12 protein-coding genes and 1 pseudogene are annotated in these 12,279 nt (G+C 61.1%); 10 read left to right on the top strand and 3 right to left on the bottom strand.

The window, feature by feature from the left end; genetic code table 11:
- Window positions 1-42: 42 nt before the first annotated feature.
- Window positions 43-819 carry a class I SAM-dependent methyltransferase gene (locus D3Y57_RS00915; RefSeq protein WP_121150494.1) on the bottom strand — a complete coding sequence of 259 codons (777 nt, stop codon included), beginning with the start codon at window positions 817-819 and terminating at the stop codon, window positions 43-45.
- 81 nt (window positions 820-900) lie between these two features.
- Here D3Y57_RS00915 and D3Y57_RS00910 point away from each other — a divergent pair, with 81 nt between their 5' ends.
- The gene (locus tag D3Y57_RS00910) at window positions 901-1,692 is read left to right on the top strand and encodes a helix-turn-helix transcriptional regulator (protein ID WP_121150492.1); all 792 of its coding nucleotides are present in this window, start codon (window positions 901-903) and stop codon (window positions 1,690-1,692) included.
- A 98-nt stretch (window positions 1,693-1,790) separates the two neighbouring features.
- On the opposite strand, the pseudogene D3Y57_RS00905 reads toward D3Y57_RS00910, so the two are convergent.
- Window positions 1,791-1,982, bottom strand: a pseudogene (locus D3Y57_RS00905) (peptidase); the annotation flags it as partial.
- A 138-nt stretch (window positions 1,983-2,120) separates the two neighbouring features.
- Here D3Y57_RS00905 and D3Y57_RS00900 point away from each other — a divergent pair.
- The 3 genes from D3Y57_RS00900 to D3Y57_RS00890 all read left to right on the top strand — a co-directional run bounded on the left by D3Y57_RS00900 (window position 2,121) and on the right by D3Y57_RS00890 (window position 4,916).
- The gene (locus tag D3Y57_RS00900) at window positions 2,121-2,762 is read left to right on the top strand and encodes an SOS response-associated peptidase family protein (protein WP_121150490.1); all 642 of its coding nucleotides are present in this window, start codon (window positions 2,121-2,123) and stop codon (window positions 2,760-2,762) included.
- A gap of 1,132 nt (window positions 2,763-3,894) precedes the next feature.
- A complete protein-coding gene (locus D3Y57_RS00895) occupies window positions 3,895-4,575 on the top strand; it encodes a ParA family protein (RefSeq protein WP_121150487.1) in 681 nt (226 codons plus the stop codon).
- Window positions 4,572-4,916 (top strand): hypothetical protein, encoded by a 345-nt coding sequence (locus D3Y57_RS00890; protein ID WP_121150485.1) that lies wholly within the window; start codon window positions 4,572-4,574, stop codon window positions 4,914-4,916. Before D3Y57_RS00895 ends, D3Y57_RS00890 begins: the two co-directional genes overlap by 4 nt.
- Before the next feature lie 1,081 nt (window positions 4,917-5,997).
- Here D3Y57_RS00890 and D3Y57_RS00885 read toward each other — a convergent pair.
- Window positions 5,998-6,261 carry a hypothetical protein gene (locus tag D3Y57_RS00885; protein ID WP_121150623.1) on the bottom strand — a complete coding sequence of 88 codons (264 nt, stop codon included), beginning with the start codon at window positions 6,259-6,261 and terminating at the stop codon, window positions 5,998-6,000.
- 332 nt (window positions 6,262-6,593) lie between these two features.
- Between D3Y57_RS00885 and D3Y57_RS00880 the strand changes: the two genes are divergently transcribed.
- The 6 genes from D3Y57_RS00880 (at window position 6,594) to D3Y57_RS00855 (ending at window position 12,199) form a co-directional block, all read left to right on the top strand.
- Window positions 6,594-7,181, top strand: coding sequence for a hypothetical protein (locus D3Y57_RS00880; protein WP_347400355.1), 588 nt, complete (start codon window positions 6,594-6,596; stop codon window positions 7,179-7,181).
- Window positions 7,123-8,613 (top strand): relaxase/mobilization nuclease domain-containing protein, encoded by a 1,491-nt coding sequence (locus D3Y57_RS00875; RefSeq protein ID WP_239025683.1) that lies wholly within the window; start codon window positions 7,123-7,125, stop codon window positions 8,611-8,613. Before D3Y57_RS00880 ends, D3Y57_RS00875 begins: the two co-directional genes overlap by 59 nt.
- Window positions 8,610-9,485, top strand: a complete 876-nt coding sequence (locus D3Y57_RS00870; protein WP_121150480.1) for a hypothetical protein — start codon at window positions 8,610-8,612, stop codon at window positions 9,483-9,485. The genes D3Y57_RS00875 and D3Y57_RS00870 overlap by 4 nt, the downstream gene beginning before the upstream one ends.
- Window positions 9,486-9,679: 194 nt before the next feature.
- The gene (locus D3Y57_RS00865; protein WP_121150619.1) at window positions 9,680-10,264 is read left to right on the top strand and encodes a hypothetical protein; all 585 of its coding nucleotides are present in this window, start codon (window positions 9,680-9,682) and stop codon (window positions 10,262-10,264) included.
- A gap of 317 nt (window positions 10,265-10,581) precedes the next feature.
- On the top strand, window positions 10,582-10,815 hold the full coding sequence (locus D3Y57_RS00860; RefSeq protein ID WP_121150478.1) for a hypothetical protein: 234 nt from the start codon (window positions 10,582-10,584) through the stop codon (window positions 10,813-10,815).
- Between the two features lie 184 nt (window positions 10,816-10,999).
- Entirely contained in the window at window positions 11,000-12,199 is a 1,200-nt protein-coding gene (locus tag D3Y57_RS00855) for an ATP-binding protein (RefSeq protein WP_121150476.1), read from the top strand.
- Window positions 12,200-12,279: the final 80 nt, after the last annotated feature.

Here is a 12,279-nt window from a genome sequence, read left to right as displayed (position 1 = left end):
AGGACTGGGATCTACCATAGCTGGCCTGAGCGGGGAGAGAAATCACCCCCTCGCCCGACATGCCGAGACCTCGATCTGCATTGTGTCGAGCGTGAACGACCCGTCCGCCTCTATCGCATAATATGTCGACGTTTCGCCGGAGGCTAGCCGCTGGACCGAGCGGATCGCCGTGCGATGCGGCTCCGGGGTCCGCATGCGTTCGACCCATGTCGGGTAATCCATGCGCAACCGGCGGGTCTGTGTATTCCGCACCCGGAAACCGGCGCGATCCAGTGCCGCTATCCATTCCGATGCCTTGTAATCGCGGACGTGCGAGGGATCGCGCAGCGTTTCAACCGTCTGGAGATGCGTGTCGAATTCAGCATGCCCCGGAGATACGACGTCGATAAAGACGGCAGTGCCACCCGGTTTCATGATCCGCCGCGCCTCGCGCAGTCCGGCCTCGAAATCGCGCCAATGATGGGCGGAAAAGCGGCAGCCCAGAAAGTCGAACGAGGCATCGTCGAAGGGCATCCTTTCGGCAGGTGCAACGCAGGTTTCGATATTGGACAAGCCCCGTTGCCGCGCTGTCCCTTGCACTGCGTCTATCATCGCCGCGGAAAGATCGACGGCGGTTACGACGCGCGCATGGGAGGCCAGCCGATAGGCCACATGGCCGCCACCCGATCCGAGATCGACCGCACGGTCCGGGTTTTCGCGGGCGGCAACCGCCTCCAGTGCATCGAGATCATCGCCCCGGGCATGGACGGCGCTTTGCACATAGGCATTCGCCTGCGGACCAAATTGGTCGTCGACAAGGGTTTCATGCGAACGGATCATGGTTCATTCCTCCTTGAGGCCCTCGAACACCAACCATTACCCTGTTACAATGGACATTCTTATCCTGTTATAGAATGACCTATGAGCACCGTTGAACAACGCAATCTCCTGGGACAATTCGTCCGCTCCCACCGTGAGCGCGTCGCACCGGAACTTCCAGGGCGACGACGCCGGACGCCGGGTCTGCGCCGAGAGGAACTGGCAGCGCGTGCCGGCATCGGTGTCACCTGGTGCGCCTGGATCGAACAGGGCCGCGACGTAGGCGTCTCGCCTGGCACGCTTTCCCGCCTCGCGGTGGCGCTGGCGCTCACCCCCGCAGAACGCGCCTATCTCTTCGAGTTAGCGGGACGCCGCGATCCCGAGGCGCCACGATCGGCGTCGATCTCCCGGGCGCCTGATGCCATAACCCTGTCGGTGGCAGCGCTGACCTGTCCGGCCTACGGGCTAGACCGGCTTTGGAACGCCTGTTGCTGGAATGGCGCGGCCGAACACCTGTTCGTCGGTTGGCTGGGCGATGCGCAGCAGAAGAATCTGCTGCGCTATACGTTCACGGTGCCTTCTGCCCGTGACCTCCTGCCCGACTGGGAGGACCGGGCGAGGCGCCTGCTCGCAGAATTCCGGGCCGACTATGGGCGGATGCTGAATGACCCGGCTCTGGCCGCACTTGTCGAAGATTTGAAGAGAGAGTCCGATCTTTTCGCGCACGAATGGCATGCCCAGTCCGTAATGGCGCGTGAGGGGGGCGCCCGCACCTTTATGCATCCGGTGGACGGTTCTCTCACCTATGCCCAACACACGTTCAACCCGGCCGAGCGCCCCGATTACAAGCTTGTGGCACTGTTTCCTTGGACGGAGGGGGAAAGTCGGCTTTGACAGTGATCTGTTCAAAAGCCGCCCTTCCCTTCCTCCGCTCGTCCACTATCCGTTCGTGCCTGGCGTACGTAAAACTTACTTCCGTGTAGTGACCCCGTGCTGGTGCCATCGATCCGGAGGACGAAGCTGGCGGCCCGGTTGAGCCGCAACAGCTCGACAAGGTTGATGGCGTCCTCCTCCCAGTCCTGGGCGGGTGACGGAAAGCCAGCTCCCGCTACGCCGATCGGCGTCAACCTGAACCCCGGCGCCATTTCGGCGAGCGGGACCGGCTGCGCGATCGGCAGCAACATGATCTGAATCTCTAACTCGTAGACCCTCATAACGCCGGAGAGAACCGACCAAGAACAGACGATCTTCTCCGATGGTCGATTCAGGTCGCGCGATATGGGCATGTAGCGATTAGCGCCCTCCGGTTGTAGGATCGCGGAATGTGCAATCGAGCCAGATTCGACGGTGAGCCTGAGACGCTCTGGGGATCGGCCGCCAAGCTGTTCAGCGATCGGCCTCGTGACAATCGCTTCGCTCCCAAAGAGCTCCGGCCCAAGAGCCGCAACTATGTGATCCGCGAGCAGGACGGCGATCGACTCTGGGATGTGATGACATGGGACGTGCTGGGCGGTCAGGCGGCATGGCCGATGACCAACGTCCGCAAGCTCGCCCTGCCCCAGTGGCGCACGCTCGCCGCCAAGCCTGAGAACCGATGCGTGATCCCGCTCACCGAGTTCGCGGAGTTTACACCCGAGAAACATGACCTGCACGACGACAAGCCGCCCCTCAAAGGCGAGATGTGGTTTAGCGTCACCGACCAGCCCGTGTTCGCCGTCGCCGGCTTCTGGCAGCACACCGCCAAGGGTGATGGCTTCACCATGGGCACATGCGATCCCAACAGCTTGGTGGCGCCGATTCACCCGAAGGCGATGATAACGATCCTTGAGCCCGAAGACGTCGATACTTGGCTGCGCGGTTCTTATGACGATGTGGTGGCGCTCCAGCGCCCCTACGATCCGGTCAGGGTGACTGTACGCGGACCGGTCTTCCCTACCCGCGGGCGCGATCGGATTGATACTTGACAGGAAACGCGTCGAACCTCCGTAACCGCGCTAACCGCGCTAACCGCGCTAACCGCGCTAACCGCGCGCTCCGGGATAGTCGTTGTGTTCGCTGTGTCATTGATAATGCATCTGGCACGCTGATAAGTATAGCATAGCGCCGGATTAGCAGCCTTCAGACAGCGACACATTTTGTCACGTCCGCGCGAACACAGCGGTTACAGCTCTCCGCGGGGAGCGGGCAACAGTGTTTCCAGGAACACTTACGAGTGAGGAAGTCTTTTTGGTCGCTCAGGACCCGCGAAACTCCCCCCCCCTCCCTCTCCTTCCCTCACCAGCCCTGCATCGTTGGTCTAATGTCATATTCTGACGCCGCCCGCTTCAAAACCAGATATGTCTTTGCGAATTCGGTTCTTCGGTGGGCTTCGCCGCAACGCTCGCAATTCAAATCGGCGCAGAGGTGAAGCGGCTACATAGGTTACATCGATCGCAACGGTTACAAGGAACCGTTGCGTTACAGTCGGTGCGGTGGCGACGACTGACGAGCGCGGTTCGCAGATGTCGCACCGAACGTGTCTGCGCATAACGATCTTTGACGATTCCAACTCCCAATAGAACACAAATATTGTAAAATTAGCGCGGAGACATGTAACCGCTGCGTTCGAGCGCTCCGCGTTGTCCGTCGGGATGTAGGCGCAACTTCGAACCGTGAGCACTTAAGAATGGTTCCAAATCGCGAACGGTGGGCCGCCGGCAGCGGGGTTTAAGCCGTCTCAACCGCGTCGATGACCCGACGAAGTGTTAGGCCCGATTTTCCAGTCCATACTGTTGGTCGTTAGTGGGCAGGGGGCGTTCATGCGCTGCACTATCGTTCGTTTTAGCGCTCCGTGCGCTCCACTGCGGCCGCGCAGTTACAACGGAGCGTTCTCGATTTACTTATCGCACGTGGCGCACGACCTCCGTCGAGGGGGTCCGCTTGCTCGACGACACCTTCATTAAGCTCAGAAGCGGCACTGTAACACAACTGTTAATGCGAACGCATATAACCGCGTGGTGCTCTGTGTTCTCGCGAACCGTCGTGACTTGCCGACCCGCGCGAACCGTTGTAACGCGTCGTCACGCCATAGCGGCGCGCGCTGACCGGAGGTTTCGAATGCCCGTTATCACTTTGCTGTCGCCAAAGGGGGGGGTGGGCAAAACGACGACGGCGCTATTGCTGGCCACCGAACTCGCGGCGCAAGCGGCGGACGTCATCCTAATCGATGCCGACCCGAACTTTCCCTTGTCGAAATGGGCCGCTCTGGGAGGCAAGCCCGACAATATCGAGGTGATTGAGGAGATCGACGAGGAGACGATCATCGACACGATTACGGAAGCGCGCAAGCGGGCCAAGTTCGTGATCGTCGACCTGGAGGGCAGGGCGTCGGGTCGCGTTACCAACGCGTTGCTTGTCTCCAACCTTGCACTCATCCCGATGCAGGGGTCCGCCCTGGACTCGAATGAAGCTGCCCGTGCTTTCAAGAACGTGCGACAGGTTTCCAAACACCGCGAAAAGCCGCTCAAATTCGCCGCAGTCCTCGCCAAGACGCAGGCGTCCGATCGGCTTTGGCCTCGAGAGCTCAAACAGATCATCGCCGGACTGGAGCAGGCAGGTATTCCGGTGATCAAGACCGCGCTGGCGGACCGCGGCGCGTTCCGGGCGCTCTTCAGCTTCGGCGGGACATTGGCGACGTTAAAGAATTCCGAAGTTGGTTCGCTAACGACAGCGCGAGCGAACGCTGCGGCGTTCACGCTCGACGTCCTGACTCTGCTCAACGAAAAGGCTTCGGCATGACCAACGGAACCGCGCGCCCGGGTATGGCGACTTTTTCCCTCGACGATGATGACGAGATCCCGGTTCCGACTGCGCAACAGCGCGCGGCGGCCAAGCAGGGAGGGGAGCGCCTTGGATTTAAATCCGAGCCCGCTGAAGCGGCTGCCAAGCGCGTGCCGCCGCCGGCCCGGGAAGCGATCTACACGGCAAACTTCCACATCCGTACGACACCTGAGGACCGTGAACGCTATGACGAATTCGCCTATCGCCATCGCATGAAGAAGGGCGAGGCGATGAAGCTGCTACTCGACCTTGCGGAAGAAGCCGAGGCGGTCCGCAGTAAGGCGACCAAGCGCGGCTAGCTGCCAACCCGGAACGGTCCAGCGTCAGACAAAGGAACGAGATAGCGGCGGCGCCTGTTCCTCTGATTGCGGATTATCCGGCGGACCGCACGGTTACGACGGAGACCTGTAACCAGTTACTGAAGACATGCTCGTGGTGTTGACCGGTTCATCCAGAGTGGGGCAGGGGAGTGACTTTCCTCCGAGAGTATCTCGTCGCTGTGCGCAACGTGGTCGCCTTCCTTGTGACGACAAAAGACCCGGTCACATGCTGGCGTCGATCAAGGATCACATCTGTACCGTATGGCCTGATGTCCGGATTTGGGTGAGGTGACCAGCACGGTGGCGTCCGCAGCGTCGGACACCAACATTGCAGGTTAGCGGCAACGAAAACTTTTGATACGTTCTGACAGGCGGGGCTACTGAGGAGATGCTCGGGTGCGTGGTGCCGGGAAGGACTGGGCACGCGCCAACGCTGGAATATGGGCCTGCGGCCGCTCAGCTTGTCGGGTCTGCCATCTGAATGATCTACAGTGAGTCAGACACCGCACGCGCCTCAAGATGAGCGCCTATGCTGCGGGCCGAGCTCGTTCAGGGGATCATGTTGGGCGTTGTCTGCATTGTCCGCAGCGCGGTACAGCGCCGCTGAGAAAGCCCGGAGACACGGGCAGGCGACAGCGGGCTGCACTTACTGTCGTCGCCTTGCAACCTGCTGAAGCTTCTTGCCGTCGCGCCGCGGATTGCAGGCTGGCTGTCTTACTTTCAGGCGTCCGTTGATCGAAGCGCCGGTGGGGAGGCGTATTCGCTGGCGCGCCCGCTGAACAGGATCGGAAGCGATCGGCATGACCTCGAAAAGCGGCCAGTATCGTTTAAGGGAATCGAGATTTTCTCGCCCGACTGCCCGCGCGCTTTTCCGAGATCATCAGCAATATTTTGCGGACCGATCGGCTACGCTGTCTCACACCATCGGCTATTGAGAGCCGCAGCGGCTATCGTCAGGCAGCGCGTGCGTTCGTCCTCGAAACGGACGCAGACACACGTCAGCTAGCAGAGGTATGGGGGCAGGGGGCCGCACTTCCCGGTGCTGACTTGGCCTCTGGATTTAAGCGAGAGATGCCAGATGTTTCGCGACGGCCGATCCACCGTGAACCGCGATAGCCGAAGCGATAGCCCTCGCATCCGCTTTGTCGATCGCCCCGACTTGGATACGTTCGAGCGCCGCCATCAGAACGGGACGACCGGCATCCTTGGCAGCAGTCTCGATCGCTTTAGCCCGTTCGTCGAGCGCTGTAAGTTCGGCTCGCAACGCTTCACGTCGTCTCTCGATTGAGGCTAGATCATCAGCCCTGGTGGCAGCTCGTGGCATGATTTGTTTCTCCATGGCGGCGATCCACCTCGATCAGAATTGACGGGTCAGTTCTCGATCAATCTGGGGTCACCGAAGCTTACAGAAATTTGCCTCCAACCGTTCGAGTGCCGACCGATCGAAGCAATTGCACCACATAGTCCAGTTCGATGTCGTCTTCTCCTCCGCGTTTGGAGTGATTCCACTCCAACGACAGTGTTGTTAAGTATTAGAGAGGGGTTAGTTCGAAGGGAGTTGGATTCGTAGGGATGGCAGGATATGCCACATGGCACCAATGTCGGACATTGGTTGATGTGGTTCCGCTGCTCGGGGCTTTAGGAATGAAAGTAAGCGTGCGGTTGAGTGACGGGCTGGTCGCGGAGATCGACCGCGCAGCCTCGGCACAGGGGCAGAGCCGCAGCGCATGGATGGCGCTGTCACTGACCCGTGCAGCCCTGATCCAGGAGAACGATCACCTGCCGACGCCAGCGCGCGGATGCGAAGGGGCTGCGGACGACCAGATACGAGTGACCGTCAGGCTGGACCGCAGTGAGATCGAGGCGATCGGCGTTGTCGGCGCTGATATGGGATTGAACAGGAACGAATGGATCAAGCGCGCGATACGGTGGCAGCTATGGGACAGTGCCGCTCGCCTTCGTCTTGCGCCGGCTACGGCTGCTGAGATCGGCAAGCTCCGCAAGCAAGTCCTGGCGATCGGACGCAACATCAATCAGGCGGTCCACGCCATGAACGCAGCCAATCAACCCGGTAGTTCACTTGCTATAGACCGTATCGCTGAGCCCTTCGTAGAGACATGCCAGGAGCTGAAGAGTCTGCTTTTCTCGACGCGCCGTTCGCTGTCGACGTACGTCGGTGGCGAGGTTGAGTATTGGACGGGCGCGCATCGTGATGTGCCCGCCGTCCGGGACGCCAGCGAATGAGGTTTCGGCTTTCCGCTGGTACGTTGGACTCTATGGCCGGGGTGTTTGCCCCGCCGAAAAAGCATCGCATGGGTTCCGGTGGCGGGAGCGGGAAGGGGCGAGCGCAGGCGGATCGATGCTCGGGATGGCGGTCGCATCCATGTTCCCGAACGCGGCATCGGGGTCAGCCGGGTCTGGAGCTCGCGCGCAGACGAAGCGCGCTTTCGGAGGTGGTTCCCATGCAGCCTTAAGTCGCCGTGCAGTGTCGACGATGGAGCGAACGGCGCGGCGCGTCCCGGAGGTGATGGTCCGCATCACCGGCCGACAGCATGGTGGGGGGCACGTCCTCGCAAACTTTTCCTACATAAGCCGCCTGGGTCATGGTGCCGAACAGGAACTGGAGCTGCAAACGAGCGAAGGCGACGTGATTCGCAGCGGCAAGGAGATGCAGACCCTCGCCCAGGATTGGCACGAATGGGAGATGGACGGTGACGCCCGAAGGAAGGGGGCAACCTCGATGTCAATGATCCTGTCGATGCCAGCGGGCACCGATCCGGAGAAGCTGAAGGAAGCGGCGCTTGATTTCGCCAAGGTCGAGATGGCCAACCGATCGTGGGTCGCATCACTTCATGTCGACCGTGACCACCCGCACGTTCATCTTACATTTGCGCGTCGCGATCATGATGGCCGACGCTTTCACCCAAACCGCGATGACCTCTTCCGCTACCGTCAGCGGTTCGCAGAAAAACTCCGCGATCGCGGCATCGAGGCCAACGCGACGCCTGCCATCGCGCGCAGCATCGACCCCAAGCATGAGCCGATCGCGGCGATGAAAGTGCGCGAGAAGGGGCAGCTCTCAACATTAGATCGAAACCGCTCGGCGCGCATTGCCAAGCTTCGTGACCTGGGCACTGCGGATCCTGTGGGTGCAGTCCTGTCCAAGCAGCAGGCATTGGTCAGAGCGGCTTATGAGCGATCAATAAAGGAGCTGTCCTCATCCCCATCACTGGCCGACCAGGTCATCGCGATAAGCCTCGAGCGATTCATAACGTCTTTGCCATCGCCAGAGCCAAACTCTGCCAGAGCCGCGAGGATGGTAACCGGTACCAAAGGCGAGGTTGAGCGAGAACCGGTGGCTGACCGCGGCGCGGGGAACGCCAGTGCGGACCCTGATCAGCTCGCGGCAGCGCTCGCGCGATCGGGGGCGATGCGCGAACAGCTCGATGCCAATCGGGGTGCGCCAGAGGTTCCCGGACGCTCGAAGATCGAAGAGACGGGTGAGCGGCCTTCAGGTATATCCGACCGCTTGCGTTCGCTGATGGAGGATGCCGAGAAGCAATCCGCTTGTCCGGTGCCCAACAAGGCTGACGAGATCCGCCGCCAGACGCAGGAACGCGATCGTGCACAACGCGACCGAGAGCGGACGCCCGATAAAGATGGGCCGCGTCGATGAGCACAGAAGCAAACGCGGCTGCGCTAGCGGCCGTCCTCGACGCGCTGACCCTCGTCCAGGGGCAGCTCGATACGATGGCAAGAGGCAATGCCCGCATTGAGGCAGCGCAAAACGACATTTTGGGTCGGCTCGATACGATTGATGCCAGCCAGGCTGGGGTGACGGATCTGGTTCCGGTGCTTGAAGCCATCCTGACGCGCTCGATCGAGGATCGGGACCTGACGGCGGCACAGTTTGCGACGATCGCGGGGATTGCCGCGTTTGCGCATGCTGCAGCGAACGGAAATCTCGCGTCGCTGCCCGTTGACGTTGCCGACGATCCAATGCTTGAGCGCTTTGCACTCACGCAGCCGGCCGACAGGATGGCGCAAGACCGCGTCATGGTGGACTGGCACGAGGCTGCGCGAAGCGCCAGGTCGGCCGAGCTCCAGGCTCTTTTGGCAAGACAGTATCAGCCATCTCCGACTGACACGCCCGAAACGCGCGTGCTGCGGTATAAGCTCGCTGCGATCACGCGCGCCGAGATCGAGGGGAGGGGGGCCATCCCGCCGACGCCGCCCGCCTCAACCGTCGCCAAGGACCGCTCAGGGCCCGCCCAGGATGCCTGGTCGGAGCATCTTGCCCGCTTATGGCGAGCGGGGGAGAGCATCGCGCTGTTCGCCGAGCCGGAACTTGCCGGCTCGCTCGACCTCTTCGCAAATGCCGAACGCGGCGGGGGAGGGGATGAGGATCGGCTGTCGGCCGACCTCGCGATCCTGCACCGCACCTTGGGCGATCGTCTCGCAAGTGGGGGGCGGCCTTCGATTGCTGACGCCCCTTTACGGGCCTCGCATGAGCCCGCCTCCGAAATTCAGCCGGACAGGCAACGCTAGCGTTTCATCATGCGGCGAGCGCGGGCAGCGATCATTCGGCAGGAAGGCCAAATTTATTGAACGGTGAACGTCATGACGCTGCGATCGTGGAGGTAGACCCAACGAGCATGGACGCGTCGCCATTGCATGAATTTTAAATGAAAAGTTGAACAAGCTGGATGTAAGGTCTATCTCTCTGGATGAGGGATAAGACGATGACTGCGCTGACAGAACTTACGAAGCACCTGCGCCCAGGGCAGGTTTACCGCCGGAAGGATCTGGCGCGATGGTCGACATCCGTCGATCGCCACCTCAAGCAGCTGCTTACCGAGGGGCGCCTCGAGAAGGTCGCTGGCGGACTCTACATGGCGCCGCGCAAGACTCGCTTCGGTAGCGCTCCAGCGAAGCCCGAAAAGCTGGTGAAGAGTTTCCTCGGCGACGATCGTTTCCTGATGGTCTCGCCAAGCGCCTTCAACGGCCTGGGTGTGGGTACGACCCAGCTTCACAACGAGCCCGTGGTCTACAACCGCAAGCGCCACGGTCGTTACAAGCTCGATGGGCGGACCTATGATTTCCGAATGCGCTCGACTGTACCCGCTCAGCTCTCGCAAGAGGTGCTTCTGGTCGATCTCCTCCACAATCTCAATCGGCTACCCGAGGATACAGCGGACGTTCTGCCGCGTGCGCTCAAGCGGGCGGAGGCAATGGATAAAAAGCGTCTTGCGCGCGCAGTCCGGGATTTCGGATCTGCGCGCGCGGAGCGCCTCCTGGCGTCGGTGCTCCACACCGTGCCCGCCTGAGCACGACGCGGCATGCTGCTTCACGAGAGTTCGGATTTCCGGGACCTGATCGACGTCACCGCCCGCGATCTGTCGATCGACCCTGGACTGGTGGAGAAGGATTATTGGATCATGCACGCCGGACAAGATCGAGGACTCGCTTGCCTTGCTGTCCGAGGATCCCATTGTAGGCGAAGACCCGCGCCTCTCAGAGTTAAGGGGCCGTCGTCAACGCTGAACCCGTACTCGGCTCAGCGCCACCGTCGGCGGTAGATGCGGGGCGCAAATTTGAATGTTGGATCGCCTTCCGACCGCTTCCCCATGACCTGCCAAAGATTGTGCTGCAGGCCCGCATCGACGGCCATGCGCATTGCCGAACGGAAGCCACTTTCGTTCTGAATGACGATACGGCGGCGTGGTGCCTGCTGCCGCTTGAAATCGGACTTAAGGAAGTCGAAGAAATATTGAGATACCTTTTCGATATCTCCTTGATCGTCTCACCTGCGATGTTCAAGGAACCCACCCGACGCACTGAAAACCAATCACTGAAGCTCGCGCTTCACCTCCCATGAACAAATTCTCAGCGGGTTCACAACGGTCCTGACTCGTCGCAAGTCATCGCCTGTTGCTGACAAACGCGTCAACCACGTTTCCGAAAATTCCGCGCGTTCATCTTGATTAGCTCGAGGTCAAGCGAGATATAGCCGACTTAGATAGTTCTATACGAATCGCCTAGAACTATCTAAACAGCTTAGAATGGATCCACGCCGTAACCCCTTCTCGCCTGGCGCGGGTAGCCGACCGCCCGAACTTGCAGGCCGAGAGGAAGTCCTCGAGACCGTTGCCGTCGCGCTCGACCGCATCCGCAACGGACGTCATGCGCAAAGCATGATCCTGCTCGGCCTGCGGGGGGTTGGCAAGACGGTGCTCCTCAACGCGATGCGTCGGGCAGCGGAAGGCGAGGGCATCTTGAGCGTGCCGATCGAGGCACCAGAGGGTCAGTCGCTGCCCGCCATGCTGGTCCCGGCACTCCGCACCGCAATGCTGAAGCTCGATCGGGGACAGGCGGCGATGACGCTCGCCAAGCGGGGTCTGGGAGCACTCGCTCGGTTCGTGAAGGCATTCAAGCTGAGCTACGGTGAGCTGGAGGCTTCGCTTGATCTTGGCGAAATAGGGGTCGCCGACAACGGCGATCTCGAAGCCGATCTGATCGACTTGATCGACTTGGCCGGGGCGGCGGCAGGGGAACGCAAAACGGCTCTCGTGCTGTTCATCGACGAACTGCAATATGTGGCTGAACGCGAACTGGCGGCATTGATTACGGCGCTTCACCGCGCTCGCCAAAATGATCGCCCTATCACGCTGGTCGCTGCCGGCCTCCCCCAGCTGGCCGGGCAAATGGGCAAGGCAAAGTCTTATGCCGAGCGGTTGTTTTTGTTCACCAGCATCGGTCCGCTTGGGGACGACGCTGCCGCTTCCGCCATCGTCCATCCGATCGAGGCGGAGGAATGTGCCATCGAGCCGGACGCGGTCGCGAAGATCCTCGCCGTCACCGAGGGCTATCCCTATTTCCTGCAAGAATGGGGCAAGCAATGCTGGGATGCAGCGGACGCCTGCCCGATCACGGCAGCAGACGTTGACCTCGCGCACCCGACCGCGATCGCCGCGCTCGACGACAGTTTCTTCCGGGTCCGTTTCGACCGGCTTACGCCGTCGGAGAAGCGCTACCTGCGCGGTATGGCCGACCTGGGCGAGGGGCCTTTCGCGTCAACCGCGATCGCCGATCATATTGGCCGCAAGCCTTCCAGCTTCGGACCCGTGCGCGCGTCGCTGATTGCCAAGGGCATGATCTACACGCCGGGCTACGGGGAGACGGCGTTCACCGTGCCTATGTTCGGCGCGTTCATGCGCAGAGCAATGCCGGTCGCGGATGGTGCGGCGGCGCAGGGAGAATAAATGCGCGAAGCCGGGTTCAGGGTGTGGTTGGGCAAGCGTCTCTGGAAAGGGGAACCTCTCACCAAAAAGGCTACTGCAAA

Origin of the sequence: Sphingomonas paeninsulae (assembly GCF_003660165.1) — a bacterium.
GTDB lineage: Bacteria > Pseudomonadota > Alphaproteobacteria > Sphingomonadales > Sphingomonadaceae > Sphingomonas_O > Sphingomonas_O paeninsulae.
The sequence above is the reverse complement of the archived record's forward strand: the minus strand, read 5'-3'. Positions and strand labels throughout refer to the sequence as shown.